At 68.2% G+C, this 15,659-nt stretch carries 14 protein-coding genes and 1 pseudogene; 9 read left to right on the top strand and 6 right to left on the bottom strand.

The window, feature by feature from the left end; translation table 11 throughout:
• On the top strand, positions 1-215 hold a 215-nt coding region (locus ACK59X_RS33575; RefSeq protein WP_409963667.1), incomplete at its 5' end, for a hypothetical protein.
• Positions 216-477: 262 nt separating this feature from the next.
• On the opposite strand, the gene ACK59X_RS33570 is transcribed toward ACK59X_RS33575, so the two are convergent.
• Genes ACK59X_RS33570 through ACK59X_RS33555 form a run of 4 tightly spaced genes read right to left on the bottom strand, consistent with a single transcriptional unit; the run spans position 478 to position 3,552 of the window.
• Positions 478-1,296, bottom strand: coding sequence for an SDR family oxidoreductase (locus tag ACK59X_RS33570; protein ID WP_409963665.1), 819 nt, complete (start codon positions 1,294-1,296; stop codon positions 478-480).
• Positions 1,297-1,310: 14 nt separating this feature from the next.
• Positions 1,311-1,937 carry an LPS export ABC transporter periplasmic protein LptC gene (gene lptC / locus ACK59X_RS33565; RefSeq protein ID WP_409963663.1) on the bottom strand — a complete coding sequence of 209 codons (627 nt, stop codon included), beginning with the start codon at positions 1,935-1,937 and terminating at the stop codon, positions 1,311-1,313.
• A 55-nt stretch (positions 1,938-1,992) separates the two neighbouring features.
• Positions 1,993-2,556: a KdsC family phosphatase gene (locus ACK59X_RS33560; protein ID WP_409963661.1), complete on the bottom strand. Its 564-nt coding sequence runs from the start codon at positions 2,554-2,556 to the stop codon at positions 1,993-1,995.
• A 3-nt stretch (positions 2,557-2,559) separates the two neighbouring features.
• Complete coding sequence (locus tag ACK59X_RS33555) at positions 2,560-3,552, bottom strand: SIS domain-containing protein (RefSeq protein WP_409963660.1); 993 nt, start codon at positions 3,550-3,552, stop codon at positions 2,560-2,562.
• 49 nt (positions 3,553-3,601) lie between these two features.
• Here ACK59X_RS33555 and ACK59X_RS33550 point away from each other — a divergent pair, with 49 nt between their 5' ends.
• On the top strand, positions 3,602-5,587 hold the full coding sequence (locus ACK59X_RS33550; protein ID WP_409963658.1) for a monovalent cation:proton antiporter-2 (CPA2) family protein: 1,986 nt from the start codon (positions 3,602-3,604) through the stop codon (positions 5,585-5,587).
• Between the two features lie 9 nt (positions 5,588-5,596).
• On the opposite strand, the gene ACK59X_RS33545 is transcribed toward ACK59X_RS33550, so the two are convergent.
• Positions 5,597-8,665 carry an EAL domain-containing protein gene (locus tag ACK59X_RS33545; protein ID WP_409963656.1) on the bottom strand — a complete coding sequence of 1,023 codons (3,069 nt, stop codon included), beginning with the start codon at positions 8,663-8,665 and terminating at the stop codon, positions 5,597-5,599.
• Positions 8,666-8,813: 148 nt separating this feature from the next.
• Between ACK59X_RS33545 and ACK59X_RS33540 the strand changes: the two genes are divergently transcribed.
• Positions 8,814-9,368, top strand: a complete 555-nt coding sequence (locus ACK59X_RS33540) for an adenine phosphoribosyltransferase (RefSeq protein WP_409963654.1) — start codon at positions 8,814-8,816, stop codon at positions 9,366-9,368.
• Positions 9,369-9,455: 87 nt separating this feature from the next.
• Here ACK59X_RS33540 and ACK59X_RS33535 read toward each other — a convergent pair whose 3' ends face one another.
• On the bottom strand, positions 9,456-9,710 hold the full coding sequence (locus tag ACK59X_RS33535; protein ID WP_409963652.1) for a DUF2061 domain-containing protein: 255 nt from the start codon (positions 9,708-9,710) through the stop codon (positions 9,456-9,458).
• Here ACK59X_RS33535 and ACK59X_RS33530 point away from each other — a divergent pair.
• The 6 genes and pseudogenes from ACK59X_RS33530 to ACK59X_RS33505 all read left to right on the top strand — a co-directional run.
• Positions 9,709-9,948, top strand: a complete 240-nt coding sequence (locus tag ACK59X_RS33530; protein ID WP_409963650.1) for a hypothetical protein — start codon at positions 9,709-9,711, stop codon at positions 9,946-9,948. The genes ACK59X_RS33535 and ACK59X_RS33530 overlap by 2 nt on opposite strands.
• Positions 9,949-9,957: 9 nt before the next feature.
• Complete coding sequence (locus tag ACK59X_RS33525; RefSeq protein ID WP_409963648.1) at positions 9,958-11,004, top strand: SPFH domain-containing protein; 1,047 nt, start codon at positions 9,958-9,960, stop codon at positions 11,002-11,004.
• A gap of 102 nt (positions 11,005-11,106) precedes the next feature.
• Positions 11,107-12,600, top strand: coding sequence for a DUF4178 domain-containing protein (locus tag ACK59X_RS33520; RefSeq protein WP_409963646.1), 1,494 nt, complete (start codon positions 11,107-11,109; stop codon positions 12,598-12,600).
• Positions 12,601-12,620: 20 nt separating this feature from the next.
• Positions 12,621-12,842 (top strand): DUF350 domain-containing protein, encoded by a 222-nt coding sequence (locus ACK59X_RS33515; RefSeq protein ID WP_409963644.1) that lies wholly within the window; start codon positions 12,621-12,623, stop codon positions 12,840-12,842.
• A 165-nt stretch (positions 12,843-13,007) separates the two neighbouring features.
• On the top strand, positions 13,008-15,155 hold the full coding sequence (locus ACK59X_RS33510; protein WP_409963642.1) for a TonB-dependent receptor: 2,148 nt from the start codon (positions 13,008-13,010) through the stop codon (positions 15,153-15,155).
• Positions 15,156-15,398: 243 nt separating this feature from the next.
• Positions 15,399-15,659: pseudogene (locus ACK59X_RS33505) on the top strand (hypothetical protein); the annotation flags it as partial.

Raw genomic sequence — 15,659 nt, 5'->3', positions numbered from 1 at the left:
GCGGCTACGGTGGTGGTGGCGGCCGTGGTGACGGCGGTGGCGGTTACGGCGGCGTTGGCCGTGGTGATGGCGGCGGCGGTGGTGGCTACGGTGGTGGCGGCCGCAGCGAAGGCGGTTTCCGCAGCCCCTACGGCTCCGGCTCGCGCAACGGCGGCGGAGGTGGCCGCAGCGGCGGTGGCGGCGGCTACGGTGGTGGCGGCAACAGCGGCTACTGAGCCAACCGGCAGCGCCTCGCGCGCACCCAGGACAAGCCCCTTCGGGGGCTTTTTTCATGCCCGGATCTTTTGCACGGCTTTGCCGCGATCTTCGGTGGCGCGAAGCGCCGCGCTGGCGGTGTCCCCCTTCCCGAACGGCTCAGCCATCCGAGAGAAGGGGCTGAGGGCCGCGGCTCCAAGCCTGCCTGCGCAGGCTTGGACGGTAGTGAAGCGTGGCCGCCTCTGGTGGACGCACCGAGGCGCGAAGGGGCTCAGGGGGTTGTCACTCGTCTTCTCGGCGTTTGCGCGGCCGGCCAGCCAGAGCCTTGTCGTATACCCAGTTGGGCAGCAGGCGCATGAGCTTGGCCACCACGCCCATCTGCCAGGGGATCACGCGGTAGGTGACGCCTGCGGTGATGGCGCGGTAGGCGCGCTCCGCAAAATCCTCGGCCTTCATGAGGAAGGGCATGCCGTAGCGGTTGCGCTGGGTCAGCGGGGTGTCGATGTAGCCGGGCGAGATGGTCACCACGCGCACGCCATGGGGCCGCATCTCCCCGCGCAGGCTTTCGCAGTAGCTGATGACCGCGGCCTTGCTGCCGCAGTAGGCGCCATGGCCGGGCAGCCCGCGGATGCCGGCCACGCTGCCGATGCCCACGAAGGTGCCGCTGCCGCGCTGCACCATGGCGTCGACGAAGGGGTGGAAGGAGGCGGCCATGCCGATGTTGTTGGTGGCGAAGGTGCGCGCCATGACGTCGATGTCGCCGCGCACGGCCGTGTCCATGCCCACGCTGATGCCGGCATTGGCGATCACCACGTCGGGCACGCCCTGGCGCGCCAGGCAGTCGCGCCCGGCGGCGACGATGCTGTCCACCACCGCGACATCGGCGCCGTAGATCGCGTAGTCCGCCGGGTCGATGCCCTGCGCGACCGCCCATGCCTTGACCTCCTCGGTGCGGCGCGCCACCAGGGCCAGGCGGTAGCCGGCCTGGTGAAAGCGCAGGGCCAGGGCCTGGCCGATGCCGCTGGAGGCGCCGGTGATGAAGGCCAGTGGTGTTTGCTCTTGCAGGGTCATGAAGGCCTTGGTGGTGGTGGCGGATGGCATGGTGCAGCGCCAGCTTACTTGGCGGGACCCGGCATGAGCACGCCCTTGACCCGCCCGCGCAGCTGCAGCACCTGGTCGAGGTGGTCGTAGTCCATGCCATCGGCCGTGAAGCGGTCATTGCCCCGCGTCAGCACCACGGGCTTGTCCGAGCGCACGCGCTCGGTCTGGGTGTAGGCGTGCAGGAATTCGCTGCGGAACTCCATGCGCGGCTGGGCGGCCACGCCGGAGCGGGCGGGCAGCGGCTCGCGCGTGACGATGGCATTGCCGAACAGCTGGACTTCGCTGCCGTCGGCATTGCTCAGGGCGCGGTTGGCCGTGGCCAGGGTCAGACGCCCGTCCAGCGCCACCGAGCGCATGCGCGCATGGTCGATTTCCAGCGTGTCCGTATCCGGGAAGTGCCGTGCCAGGTCGCCCTGCACCTCGCTTTGCAGCCGGCCCTTGGCATCGAAGCTCTTGACCGAGAACGCTTTCATCGAATAGTCGGGCTGGTTGCTGCGGGCCTTCTGCGTGGCCGGCGCCAGGGGCGCGGGCGCATTGCGCACCAGCCACCAGGTGCCCAGGGCCAGCAGGCCCATGATCATCACCGGCAGGTAAAGGGTAATGCGCTCCCAGCTTTGCTGCAGCATGCGGCGGCGGCTCATGGGCGGCCTCCGGCAAGCAGGTCGGGGGTGGCGGGCGAAGAATGCGGGACGGCGGTCATGCGGTGTAGTCTGCCAGCAGGCGGGCATAGTGCCCGGTGGCGACGAGCAGCAGATCGCAGAACTCGCGCGCTGCGCCATCCCCACCGCGCGCGGTGGTCACATAGTGGGCGTTCTGCCGGGCCTCGATCTGGGCATTGGCCGGCGCGCAGGCCAGCGCGCTGCGGCGCATCACGGGCAGGTCGGGCCAGTCATCGCCCATGGCGGCGGCCTGGTCCCAGGTGAGGCCCAGCCGGGCCAGGATGTCCTCGGCCGCGGGGCGCTTGTCCTCAGTGCCGAAGACGGCGTGCTCCACACCCAGCGCCTTCAAGCGCACGCGCAGCGGGGCCGAGTCGCGGCCGGTGATCACGGCCGGCGTGATGCCGGCCTTCTGCAGCAGCTTGAGGCCGTGGCCGTCCAGGGTGTTGAAGCGCTTGATGGTTTCGCCGGCGTCGGTGAACAGCAGGCTGCCATCGGTGAGCACGCCGTCCACGTCGAAGAAGGCCACGCGCACAGCCTGGGCGCGCAACAGGAGTTCGGGGGCGAAGTGCAAGGCCGGCTGTCCAGAAAGGGGGCTCGCCATGGCTCAGATCACCTTGGCGCGCATCAGGTCGCCGATATGCACCACGCCGACGAGTGCCCCGGCAGCGTCCACCACCAGCACGCTGGTGATGCTGTGGGCCTCCATGAGCTCGGCGGCATCCACGGCCAGGGCGTCCGGGGCAATGCGCCGGGGTGAAGGGTGCATCACCTGGGCTGCGGTGGCGGCACGCAGATCGGCGCCGGCCTCGATGCGACGGCGCAGGTCGCCATCGGTGAAGATGCCCAGGATCTGGCCGGCCGCATCCACGATGGCCGAGGCGCCCAGGCCCTTGGCGCTCATCTCGCGCATCAGCTCGCTGAACGAGGCCTCGGGCGCCACGCGCGGCACGTCGCCACCCGAGCGCATGACGTCGCTCACATGCGTCAGCAGCTTGCGGCCCAGGGCACCACCGGGGTGCGAGCGCGCGAAGTCTTCGGGGCGGAAGCCGCGCGCATCGAGCAGGGCCACGGCCAGCGCGTCGCCCATGGCCAGCTGGGCCGTGGTGCTGGCGGTGGGGGCCAGGTTCAGCGGGCAGGCTTCGCGGTCCACGCTGCAGTCGAGTACCAGGTCGGCGTGGCGCGCCAGGGTGGAATCGAGCCCGCCGGTCAGGGCCAGCAGCGGGACGCCCAGGCGCTTGAGCACCGGCAGGATGGCGGTGAGTTCGCCGCTCTCGCCGCTGTTGGAGATGGCCAGCACCATATCGTGCTCGGTCACCATGCCCAGGTCGCCATGGCTGGCCTCGCCCGGGTGCACGAAGAAGGACGGCGTGCCCGTGGACGCCAGGGTGGCAGCGATCTTGCGGCCCACATGGCCGCTCTTGCCCATGCCCATCACGACCACGCGGCCGCGGATGGACAGCGCCATCTGCACGGCGTTGGCAAAGCGTGCATCCACGCGGGCGGCCAGGGCGTTCAGGGCGGCGGCTTCGATGCCGAAGGTCTCGCGGGCCAGGCGCAGCGCCTGCTCGGCATCGAAAGGGGGAGGTACGGCGGTCATGCGCGAGATTCTATCGACCGGCCTGCCCGGGCTCGGATAGCATCAGCCTATGTCCTCACTCGCCCTCACCCTGCTCTACCTCTTGGCCGCGGTGCTGGGCGTGGTGGTCTGCCGCAGCCTGAAGCTGCCGCCCATGCTGGGCTACCTCGCCGCCGGGGTGCTGATCGGCCCGCATGCGCTGGCACTGGCCCAGAACTCCGAGGGCGTGCGCCATCTGGGCGAGTTCGGCGTGGTGTTCCTGATGTTCGCCATCGGGTTGGAGTTCAGCCTGCCCAAGCTGCGCGCCATGCGCCGCCAGGTGTTCGGCCTGGGGCTGATGCAGGTGGTGGTGACCATGACCCTGGCGGCCGGTGGTTCGCTGGCCTTCTCCTACCTGCTCGGCGGTATCTGGGACATGGGCTGGCAGACGGCCCTGGCCCTGTCGGGCGTCATGGCCATGAGCAGCACGGCCATCGTGGTCAAGCTCATGGCCGAGCGCGCCGAACTCGAAAGCGAGCACGGCCGCAATGTCATGGGCATCCTGCTGTTCCAGGATCTGGCCGTGGTGCCGCTGCTGGTGCTGATCCCGGCCCTGGGGTCTTCGCCCGACAAGCTTCTGGTGGCTCTGGGCTGGGCCCTGCTCAAGGCCACGGTGCTGGTGGGCCTCTTGCTCACCGGCGGCCAGCGCGTGATGCGCTGGTGGCTGACCCTGGTTGCGCGCCGCAAGAGCGAAGAGCTGTTCATGCTCAACCTGCTGCTCATCACCCTGGGCCTGTCCTGGCTCACCGAGGTGGCCGGCCTGAGCCTGGCGCTCGGGGCCTTCATCGCCGGCGTGCTGGTGTCCGAGACCGAGTACAGCCACCAGGTGGGTACCGACATCCGGCCCTTCCACGACGTGCTGCTCGGGCTGTTCTTCATCACCATCGGCATGATGCTGGACTGGCACATCCTGGTCGACCGCTGGGGCCTGGTGCTGGCGCTGCTGGTGGTGCCGATCACGCTCAAGCTGGTGGTGATCCTGGTGCTGGCGCGCGGCATGGGGGCCACCACAGGGGTCTCGCTGCGCACCGGGCTGTACCTGGCGCAGGCCGGCGAGTTCGGCTTCGTGCTGCTGTCGCTGGCCCAGACCAACAACCTGGTGCAGCCCGCGCTCATGAACCCCATCCTGGCGGCCATGGTGCTGTCCATGCTGGCCACGCCCTTCCTCATCATGCACAGCAACCGCATCGTGATGAGGCTGGTGGCCAGCGACTGGCTGCAGCAGTCGCTGCAGATGACGACGATTGCGCGCAAGTCCATCAATTCGAGCAAGCACGTGATCATCTGCGGCTACGGCCGCTCGGGCCAGAACCTGGCGCGCATGCTGGAGCACGAAGGCATTCCCTACATGGCGCTCGACCTGGACCCGGACCGCGTGCGCCAGGCCGCCGCCGCCGGCGACTCGGTGGTGTATGGCGACGCCACGCGCCTGCAGGCGCTCATGGCGGCTGGCCTGGTGCGTGCCAGCGCCGTGGCCGTGACCTACATCGACGTGCCCGCCGCGCTCAAGGTGCTGGCCAACACCCGCTCCCATGCCCCGCAGGTGCCGGTGGTGGTGCGCACGCAGGACGACCTGCACCTGGACAAGCTGCGGGATGCCGGCGCGACCGAGGTCGTGCCCGAGGCCATCGAAGGCTCGCTGATGATGGCCAGCCATGCCCTGGCCCTGGTGGGCGTGCCCATGCGCCGCGTGCTGCGCCTGGTGCAGGACCAGCGCGATGCGCGCTACAACCTGCTGCGCGGCTACTTCCACGGGGCCGACGACGACACCGTCAACGAGCGCGACCAGGAGCGCCTGGCCACCGTCACCCTGCCTTTGGGCGCCAAGACCCTGGGCCAGGCGCTGGGCGAGCTGGCCCTGCCTGCCATGGGCGTGCGCGTGGTCAACCTGCGCCGAGCCAACGGCCATGTGAGTGCTGCGGTGGACGATGCGGCGCTGGCCGAGGGCGACACGCTGGTGCTGTCGGGCCACCCCGCGGCGCTGAGCCTGGCCGAGGCCAAGTTGCTGAAAGGCTGACAGGCCGGATCAGCCGGGCTGCAGCGCCTCTGCGGGGCCGGGCCGCCCAAAGAGATAGCCCTGGAACTGCTGGCAGCCGTTGCGCAGCAGGAAGTCGTGCTGGCCCTCGGTCTCCACCCCTTCTGCCACCACGTCCAGGCCCAGGCTGTGCGCCAGCGCGACGATGGTGCAGGCAATGGCGGCGTCGTTGGGGTCGGTGAGCACGTCGCGCACGAAGCTCTGGTCGATCTTGAGCTGGTCCAGCGGCAGGCGCTTGAGGTAGGCCAGCGAGGAGTAGCCGGTGCCGAAGTCGTCGAGCGAGAAGCCCACGCCCAGGTTGCGCAGCACCTGCATCTTCACGATGCTCTCCTCCACGTCGGTGAGCAGCAGGCTCTCGGTCAGCTCCAGCTTGAGCCGCCCCGGATCGGCGCCCGTGGTGTAGAGCGCCTGCAGCACCTGGGGCACGAATTCGGTGTGGCGGAACTCCTGCGCGCTCACGTTCCCGGCCACGGTCCAGGCCGCTGTGGCACTGTCGCGGTTCCAGCGCGCCAATTGCTCACAGGCCAGGTGCAGCACGCGCTGGCCCAGCGGCAGGATCAGCCCGGTCTGCTCGGCCAGTGGAATGAACTGACCCGGCGGCACCATGCCGCGCTGCGGGTGCTGCCAGCGCACCAGGGCCTCGGCGCCCATGGTCTGGCCCGTGGCGTTGACCACGGGCTGGTAGTGCAGCAGGAACTCGTTGCGCTGGATGCCCTGGCGGATGTCGCCCTCCAGCGCCGAGCGCGCCGTGGCCGCCGCCTGCATGGCCGGGTCGAAGAAGCACAGCGTGTTGCGCCCCTGGGCCTTGGCCTGGTACATCGCCAGATCGGCCCGCTTGAGCAGTTCGTTGACGGGCTGCTCCCGGTTGCGGAACAGCGCAATGCCGATGCTGGGCGTGCTGTGCAGCTCGCTGCCATCCATGTCGTAGGGCTCGTTGAGGGCCTGCAGCACCTTCTGCGCCACCGCCTCCGACTCGACGGCGGCCCCGGTCTCCTCGCTGCTCAGGCCGGCCAGCACCACCACGAATTCATCGCCCCCCAGGCGCGCCACGGTGTCGGTGGCGCGCACGCTGGCGCGCAGGCGGTCACCCACCTGCACCAGCAGGCGGTCGCCCCACTCATGGCCCATGGTGTCGTTGATGCCCTTGAAGTTGTCCAGGTCCAGGAACAGCAGGGCGCCATGCTGGCCCTCGCGCTCGCAGGCCGTCGCCACGCGCTCCAGCCGGTCCAGCAGCAGGCGGCGGTTGGGCAGCTTGGTCAATTCGTCGTAGAAGGCCAGGCGCTGGATCTCGGCCTCGGCGCGCTTGCGCTCGGTGATGTCGCGCGCCAGCCCGCGGTAGCCCGTGAACTCGCCCTCGGCATTGAAGATCGGTTCGCCGCTGATGGACACCCAGATCGGCTCGCCCGCGGCCGACATGCGCTGGATCTCGAAATTGCGGAACACCTGGCGCTGCGCGAGCTGCTCGCGGTGCGCGCGCCACTGGCCGTCGTCTGCAAAGGTATTGGGCAACTCCCAGCGCGTGAGGCCATAGAGCTGGTTGTCGGGCAGGTCCATCTTGTTCTGCGGACTGCCCTCCAGGCGTACGAAGCGGAACTCGGCATCCTGCTCCCAATACCAGTCGGAGGACAGCTGGGTCAGGCTGCGCCAGCGCGCCTCGCTCTCGCGCAGGGCCTCCAGCGCACCCAGGTAGTCGGTCACGTCGGTGAAGGTGCGCACCCGGCCGCCGTCCTCCAGCGGGCGCGTGCGCACCTCGATGAAGCGGCCGGCCACCGTGCGGCGGACGTAGCTGTCCGGCATGGTCAGCTTGCCGCCATGCGCGGCGTACTCGGCGCCCACGTAGTCCCGGGCCTTGGATTCGATCAGCTGGAAGCCGGTGCCGAAGTCGCCGCGCTCGGTCTGGAAGCGCACCACCTCCTCCACCCGGGGCTCTCTCGCGAGCAGTTCCTCGGGCAGGTTCAAGAGCTCCAGGTAGCGCTGGTTGTAGACGCGGATGCGGCCCTCGCCATCGACCTTGGTGATGCCCTGCGACACGCTGGCCAGGGTGCTCTGCAGCGCGCGGGTCTTGTCGGCCAGCAGCTCGCTGGTGCGCGCCAGCTGCTCCTCCACCTGCCGGCGGGCGAGCTCGGCCCGGCGTGCCAGCTCCAGCTGGCCGATGGTGCTCAGCAGCGGTTGCAGGAACTGCACGTCGGTGGCGCTGTAGCCGCCGGGCCGGTTGGCCAGCCCCACCACGGCGACCAGCTCGCCCGAGGCCAGGATGGGCAGGCCCATGTAGGAGACGATGGGCGGATGCCCCGGCGGCAGGCCCGCACCTTGCTCGGCAGCTGCCGCGGGGTTGTTGTTCTGGATCACCGGCTGCTCGGTCGCCATGGCCTGGCCTGGCGGGGAGTCCAGGTCGTCGAGCACGATGCCCTCCTGGGCGCCGCCCATGTAGCGCTCGCGTGCAGCCTCGTCCCAGTCCACGTCGGCCATGGAGTGCAGGCGCAGCAGCGGCCTGCCGTCCTGGTGGCGCTGGACCTGGCCCAGCAGGCCGAAGCGGCTGCCCGTGAGCTCCATGAGCTCGTGCAGCAGGGCATCGAATGCCGCGCGGGGCGTGGAGCTGGCGATGAAAACCGCCTGGGCGCGCGAAATGGCCTGCAGCAGCCGGTGCTGGCGCGCCAGCATGGCCTCGGCCGCACGCCGCGCGCGCTGGCTGCTGCTGTGCTCGAGCACCGCTTCGATCTGCGCCGGCAGGGCCAGCAGGTAATTGCAGCCGGGGTCGCGGATGGCGAAATCGGCAAAGCCGTGGCGCATGGCGTGCGCCGCCTGGGCGTCGGCCCCGGCATCCACGATGATCATGGCCGGCACGCGGCCCATGTGCTCGAGCACGTCGTAGGCCGAGCCGTCGGAGAAATGCTGGCAGACCAGCACAATGTCTGGTGTGTGGTCCCTGAGCCACAGCTGTGCCTGCACGAGCGAGGGCGCCACGTGCGCCTTCCAGCCCAGCCAGGGGTCCACCAATGCATCGACGAGCGCCCGTGCGTGTTCCCGGTCGTCTTCGATCAGCAGGACGGAGATGGGCATGGCCGGTGTGGCTGGATGGTCGGATCAGGGGCAGGAGGGCCTGCGTACCGCAGGTGTAACGATGATCCATTATGGGCCCGCATTTGCGGCTGCAGACCCCGCGCTGGTGTTTACACTCGCACCCTTTGTGCCATCCACCCCACACCCCATGCAGCCCCTCAGCGTCAACGAATACCTGCGCCAGCACATCCGCACCGTGCCCGACTGGCCGGCGCCCGGCGTGCAGTTCCGCGACATCACGCCGCTGCTGCAGGACCCCAAGGTGTTCCGCGTGCTCATCGATGCCTTCGTGCACCGCTACATGGACAAGGCCCTGCGTCCCGATGTGGTGGCCGGGCTCGATGCGCGCGGCTTCATCCTGGGCGCCGTGGTGGCCTATGAACTCAACGTGGGCTTCGTGCCGATCCGCAAGAAGGGCAAGCTGCCCTTCACCACGGTGGAGGAGACCTACGAACTCGAATACGGCAGCGCCACGGTGGAGTTGCACACCGATGCCGTCAAGCCCGGCGACCGCGTGCTGCTGATCGACGACCTCATTGCCACCGGCGGCACCATGATGGCCGGCCGGCGCCTGCTGGAGAAGCTGGGCGCCACCGTGACCGAGGGCGCGGCCATCGTCGACCTGCCGGAGCTCGGCGGTTCGCAGCGACTGAGGGAATCAGGCCTGCCGCTCTACACCCTGGTGGATTTCGAGGGACATTGAGCCCGCGGCCAGGCGGCGTTCAATGCACCTGGGCGTAGGCCGCGAGAAGCTGCTGTGCCCATTGGGTGAACTGCTTGCGCATGGCCGTCAGGCCGCGGCAGGCAGGGCATCGGCAGCGCTGGCTGAGCGGCGGCGGGCCGCGCGGTCCCAGGCCTTTTCATGGAAGAAGAAGGCCACGGCCTGCACCGTGGGTTCGAGCAGGCTCAGCGTGAGCGAGGCCCAGAGGTTGCCCGTGACGGCATAGGCCACCATGGCCGCCACGCTGATGTGGATCAGGTAGTAGCTGCCGGTCTTCATGAGCATGGTCTTGTTCTGCTGGGCGAGTTGGCGGATGCGGGCCATGGTGGAATCCTTTCTTCATTCGTGCGGCAGTGCCGCCGGTCATGAAATGGTAGGCATTCTCAATAGCCAGGGCCAATTGAGTTCGGCTAGTTTCAGCATTGAAACTATTGATGACCGCGCTTTGGCTGCCGCCCCGCCACACCGTGAATTCCGTCACGCACTGGGGAATCAAAATGCCCTTGGCGGTGCCAACCCCGTTGCTATGATGGACGTCTTTTCAACTGCGGCAACGCACTAGGGAGCAGACATGGCCCTCATGGACTTCATCAAGAAACAGTTCATCGACGTCCTCCAGTGGACCGAGGATGGCGATGGCACGCTGGCCTGGCGCTTCCCGATGAGCGGCATGGAAATCCAGAACGGCGGCACGCTGGTGGTGCGCGAGTCGCAGATGGCCGTGTTCGTCAACGAAGGCAAGGTGGCGGACGTCTTCGGCCCCGGCACCTACAAGCTCACCACGCAGACGCTGCCGGTGCTGACCTACCTCAAGAACTGGGACAAGCTGTTCGAGTCGCCCTTCAAGAGCGATGTCTACTTCTTCAGCACGCGCCAGCAGATCGACCAGAAATGGGGCACGCCCCAGCCCATCACCATCCGCGACAAGGACTTCGGTGCGGTTCGCCTGCGCGCCTTCGGCAACTACGCCTTCCGCATTGCCGACCCCAAGCTGTTCCACACCGAGATCTCGGGCACGCGCGATGTCTACCCCGTGGGCGACCTCGAAGGCCAGTTGCGCGGCCTGGTGCTGCAGAACATCAGCAACGCGATTGCCGGCAGCGGCCTGCCCTTCCTGGACCTGGCGGCCAACCAGGTCATGTTCGCCGACGCGCTGACCAAGGAACTCGCGCCGATCTTCGCCAAGCTGGGCCTCCTGATCGAGAACCTGACGGTGCAGAACGTCTCGCTGCCCGAGGAGTTGCAGAAAATCCTGGACCAGAAGATCGGCATGGGCATGGTCGGCAACGACATGGCCAAGTTCATGCAGTACCAGACGGCCCAGGCCATCCCCAAGTTCGCCGAGAACAGCGGTGGCGGCAGCGGCATCGCGGGCGATGCCATGGGCCTGGGGGCTGGCGTGGCGCTGGGCCAGGTGATGGCGCAGAACCTGCAGCAAGGCCTGCAGGGTGGCGGCAACCCCGCTCCCGCAGCGGCGGCCGTGGCCGCGGCGACCGGCGTCAAGCCCGAGGACGTGATGGCCACGCTCGAGAAGCTCGGTGAACTCAAGTCCAAGGGTATCCTGACCCAGGAAGAGTTCGATGCCAAGAAGTCCGAACTGCTCAAGAAGCTGATCTGAGGCCGGTGCAACCTACCTTCGCTACCGGCGCCAGGCGTGCGGGCAGCAGCGGGCTGACGGGCCCCTGCATGGCCGCACCCGGCTGTCGAGCGCACCGTCCGAATGGCCACTGAACCCACACAGCGTTCCTACCGCGCGCCCTGCCCGGGCTGCGGCGCGCCGGTTGAATTCCGCAGCGCGCAGTCCACGCACGCCGTCTGCGGCTACTGCCAGAGCACCGTGGTGCGCAGCGGCGACGTGCTGCAGCGCCTGGGCAAGATGGCCGAGCTGTTCGACGACCACAGCCCGCTGCAGCTCATGGCCAGCGGGCGCATCACGCTCGACGGCAAGGAAATCCCGTTCACGCTGATCGGCCGGCTGCAGTACAAGACCGAGGCGGGTGTCTGGACCGAGTGGTCCGCCTTCCTGCAGGATGGCACCCTGGCCAGCCTGGGCGAGGACAACGGCGCCTATGTGTTCACGCGGCCCATGGAAGCCGGGCGCGAGCTGCCCGAGGCCAGCCGCTTTCGCATCGGCGCCACCACGGCCATTTCCGGCAAGTCGTACTCCGTCGCCTTCAGCGGCAGCGCCACGCTGATCTCGGCCCAGGGCGAGCTGCCCAAGCTGCCGCCGCTGGGCCAGCCCTTCGACATGGTCGAGCTGCGCAGCGCCGATGGCGAGGTGCTCAGCATCGACTACGGCCATACGCCGCCGCACCTGGAGCGCGGCCGTGCCGTGCTGCTGGAGGACTTGAAGCTCACCGGCCTCAAGGACGAGTCGGCCAAGGACGAGAAGGGCCGCCAGTTCAATTGCCCGCACTGCGGTGCACCGGTGCAGGTGCAGCTGTCCACCACCAAGAGCGTCACCTGCGGGTCGTGCGCGAGCATCATCTCGCTCGATAGCGGCGTGGGCGGCGAGCTGCGCTCGGCCGAGCAGGACGAGCCCGTGCGCCCCATCATCCCGTTGGGCAGCAAGGGCCAGCTGCAAGGCGTGCACTGGCAGGTGGTGGGCTTCCAGCACCGCATGGGGGTGGAGCCCGGCGACGACGAGCACTTCGGCTGGAGCGAGTACCTGCTGTACAACCAGAAGCGCGGCTTTGCTTTCCTGGTCGATGCCGAGGACGGCTGGAGCATGGTGCGCCCCACCACGGGTGCGCCGCAGATGGCGGCCAGCGGCCGCAGCGCCACCTACCTGGGCACCACCTACCAGCTCAAATACAGCTACGAGGCCGAGACCACCTATGTGCTCGGCGAGTTCTACTGGCAGGTCACGCGCGGCCAGAAGACCTCGAACCGCGACTTCGCCAGCGCGAAGGGCCTGCTGTCGATGGAGCAGACGCCCAATGAGGTGACCTGGTCCTCGGGTGACAAGCTGGCCAGCGATACCGTGGCCAAGGCCTTCAAGCTCGAAGACAAGAAAGACGTGCTGCAGCGCGACGACCCGGGGCCCTTCGTGGCCAAATCGGGCCTGGGCTGCGGCACCATCATCATCATCGCGATCGTCATCATCATCCTGCTGATCCTGCTGAGCAACTGTTCCGGGTCGTCCGGCAGTGGTTACCGCAGTTCGGGCGGCTCGTTCGGCGGCTATTCCAGCGGCGGCGGCGGGCACAAGTAATTTATCAAGGAGCTTCCACCATGATGGGAATCGAATGGCTCAAGCCCGCGGCGTTCCTCGGGTCCATCCTGTACGCGCTGATCGGCGTCGTCATCTTTTGGCTGTGCTTTGTCATCGTCGACAAGATCACCCCCTACGACCTGTGGGGCGAGATTGTCGAGAAGCAGAATGTGGCGCTGGGCGTCGTGGTGGCTGCCATGTGCCTGGGCATCAGCCTCATCGTCGCCGCCGCCATCCATTGAGGGCAGGGGGTGGCGCATTCCAACGGGCCTTCACGGGCCCTGCTCGCGTTTGTGCCTTGGCGTGCAAAGAGTTGAATAAGAATAATTATCGTTTGTATTAAAATGTGTACTTCGTGTGAGCGGTAGCGGCCGGAGGGGCTGCACGTTCGAATATCTGGAGTACCCATGGCACACAAGCACCCTGCGGGCAGCAACAAGGCTGCCCGTTTTCATTGGACAGCCACCGCAGCCGCCAGCCTGCTGGCCTTGCTGGGCACAGCGCAGCAGGCCTGGGCCCAGGCCGATGCCGCACTGCCTGCCGTGCAGGTCACAGGCTCGCAGTACGACGCCGACGATGTGCGCCCCGAGGGCGTGACCACCGCCACCAAGACCTATATGGCGCCGCGGGACATCCCGCAGACCATCGACACGCTGGAGGTCAACAAATACAAGAGCTACGGCATCAATGACCTGGCGATCATGCTCGACGGTGTGCCGGGCGTGAACACCAAGTACGACATGCGCGGCGAGGGCGTGATGATCCGCGGCTTCAACGCCGACTCGGGCGACATCTACCGCGACGGCGTGCGCGAGAGCGGCCAGGTGCGCCGCAGCACGGCCAATGTGGAGCGCATCGAGATCCTGAAGGGCCCGGCCTCGGTGCTCTACGGCCGCAGCAGCGGCGGTGGCATCGTGAACCTGGTGAGCAAGCAGGCGCGTTTCGATGCCAAGAGCAGCATCACCCTGCGCGGCGGCTCGTGGGACAACTACGGCGGCACGCTCGATATCAACAAGGTCATCAACGAGCACGTGGCGGTGCGCCTGACGGCCGACCGCGAGCAGGCCAACAGCTTCCGCAGCGGCATCAGCAACCAGAACGAGATGGTCTCGCCCAGCATCCTGGTGGACACCCGCACCGGCCTGCGCTGGGCCGGCCAGTACACCTACGACAACATCTGGCGCGCGCCCGACCGGGGCCCGGCCTACGACCAGCTGCCGGCCGGCGTCTCGATCCGCAAGGGCTTCGCCCACCCGGACGACTATGTGGAAGACCGCCTGCGCGTGCTGCGCTCGGACCTCTCCTACGACTTCAACAAGGCCTGGAGCGTGCGCTGGGTGGCCAGCAAGCGCGAGGCCAGCCAGGACTTCGACCACTACTTCGCCGGCACCTACTGCAATGCGGCGGGCCAGACCTCGGCGGGCGCGGCCTGCACCTGGCGCGGCCAGGTGCGGCCCAACTACGCCTGGCAGCAGACGGCCAACGAGACCCTGTCCAACACGGTAGACCTGACGGGCAAGTTCAGCACTGGCAGCATCCAGCACGAGGTGCTGGTGGGTGTGGAAGTGAGCGAGGAAAAGCGCCATCCGCGCATCGGCCAGCCCGCGTCCACCTTCAGCTACGACCCGCTGCAGCCCATCGCCTGGGGCGCCAGGCCGGCCCAGGGCAACCCGACCCAGCACAACCTGCACAAGGCTGAAAGCCAGGCCCTGTACGTGCAGGACCTCATCAGCCTGACGCCCGAGTGGAAAGTGCTGGCCGGCCTGCGCTACGACCGCTTCGACTTCCACAGCACCAACCTGCTGACCAGTGTGGGCCGTGGCTACGACGGCGACTCGGTGAGCCCGCGCCTGGGCGTGGTCTGGCAGCCGGTGCGCGAACACAGCCTGTACGCCTCGTGGAACAAGAGCTACTCGCCCTACGGCGGGCGCGGCATGATCAGCGTGGATGTCTCGCCCACCGCCGTGTACGACGCCGAACCCCAGTACTCGCGCCAGATCGAAGTGGGGGTGAAGAGCGACTGGCTGGGCGGCGCCCTCTCCACCCAGCTGTCGGCCTACCAGCTGCAGCATGCCAACATCCGCTACCGTCCCGACGCGGTCAATGACCCATTCACCTGGACCGTGCGCGGCAAGGAGCGCTCGCGCGGCATCGAGTTCAGCGCCGCAGGCCGCGTGGCCTCGTCGTGGTACGTGCGCGGCGGCGTGGGCGTGACCAGTGCCAAGGTGGTGGCCGACAAGCAGCAACCGGCTTTGGTAGGCAAGCACCTGCCCGACACCGCCTTGCGCAACGGCAACATCTTCGTGCGCTACGCGCCGCAAGGCCCGTGGTACGCAGAGATCGGCGCCACGCACACCAGTGCGCGCTGGCTCAATGCCGCCAATACCTCGCAGGTGCCCGGCTACACGCGCTGGGATGCGCTGGTCGGCTGGCGCCAGGGCGCATGGACGGCAACCGCTGCCCTGTCGAACCTGCTGGACAAGGAATACTGGCGCTCCGATGCCATGCCGGGCGCCCCGCGCAGCCTGCTGGTCAGTGTGAACTACCAGTTTTGACGCGGCCTCCTTGTGCGCCCGCCATTCACGCCAGGACTACACACGGCGTCTGGACATCCTGAGGCTGCACGCCGAGGCGGGCACAGGGATGCACCAATCAACTTCCAGTATGTGGGCCCCACGGGCCGCCTGGGGCCAGGAGGTGCTGGCCAACGCCCGGGGGCGCTGCTGACCGAAACGCTCAGGGCGCTGAGCACACCCGCCAGCGGCCTGTGCCCTCGCCGTTCGCAGCACAATAGCGGCTTGTCCTCGAACCCTACCTCCACCTCCCTCCCCCCCGTGCCCGCACCGGGCGTGCGCCCCATCGATGTCGCGCTGCTGGCCAGCGTGTTCGTGGTGGCGGCCTGCGGCCTGCTCTATGAACTGGCGGCCGGCGCCCTTGCGTCCTACGTGCTGGGCGATTCGGTGCTGCAGTTCTCCACCATCATCGGCACCTACCTGTTCGCCTTGGGCATGGCCATCCTGGAGGTCGGGTGGCGCTTCGGCATGCTGCGGGTCTGGTCG

This window comes from Acidovorax sp. (assembly GCF_046339755.1).
Lineage (GTDB): Bacteria > Pseudomonadota > Gammaproteobacteria > Burkholderiales > Burkholderiaceae_C > Acidovorax.
This window is presented reverse-complemented; position numbering and strand designations above follow the sequence as displayed.

Bases quoted from the DNA above. Each gene is read 5' to 3' on its own strand.
- ACK59X_RS33570 (WP_409963665.1), bottom strand. From the start codon at position 1,296: ATGCCATCCGCCACCACCACCAAGGCCTTCATGACCCTGCAAGAGCAA.
- lptC (WP_409963663.1), bottom strand. From the start codon at position 1,937: ATGAGCCGCCGCCGCATGCTGCAGCAAAGCTGGGAGCGCATTACCCTT.
- ACK59X_RS33560 (WP_409963661.1), bottom strand. From the start codon at position 2,556: ATGGCGAGCCCCCTTTCTGGACAGCCGGCCTTGCACTTCGCCCCCGAA.
- ACK59X_RS33555 (WP_409963660.1), bottom strand. From the start codon at position 3,552: ATGACCGCCGTACCTCCCCCTTTCGATGCCGAGCAGGCGCTGCGCCTG.
- ACK59X_RS33550 (WP_409963658.1), top strand. From the start codon at position 3,602: ATGTCCTCACTCGCCCTCACCCTGCTCTACCTCTTGGCCGCGGTGCTG.
- ACK59X_RS33545 (WP_409963656.1), bottom strand. From the start codon at position 8,665: ATGCCCATCTCCGTCCTGCTGATCGAAGACGACCGGGAACACGCACGG.
- ACK59X_RS33540 (WP_409963654.1), top strand. From the start codon at position 8,814: ATGCAGCCCCTCAGCGTCAACGAATACCTGCGCCAGCACATCCGCACC.
- ACK59X_RS33530 (WP_409963650.1), top strand. From the start codon at position 9,709: ATGGTGGAATCCTTTCTTCATTCGTGCGGCAGTGCCGCCGGTCATGAA.
- ACK59X_RS33535 (WP_409963652.1), bottom strand. From the start codon at position 9,710: ATGGCCCGCATCCGCCAACTCGCCCAGCAGAACAAGACCATGCTCATG.
- ACK59X_RS33525 (WP_409963648.1), top strand. From the start codon at position 9,958: ATGGCCCTCATGGACTTCATCAAGAAACAGTTCATCGACGTCCTCCAG.
- ACK59X_RS33520 (WP_409963646.1), top strand. From the start codon at position 11,107: ATGGCCACTGAACCCACACAGCGTTCCTACCGCGCGCCCTGCCCGGGC.
- ACK59X_RS33515 (WP_409963644.1), top strand. From the start codon at position 12,621: ATGATGGGAATCGAATGGCTCAAGCCCGCGGCGTTCCTCGGGTCCATC.
- ACK59X_RS33510 (WP_409963642.1), top strand. From the start codon at position 13,008: ATGGCACACAAGCACCCTGCGGGCAGCAACAAGGCTGCCCGTTTTCAT.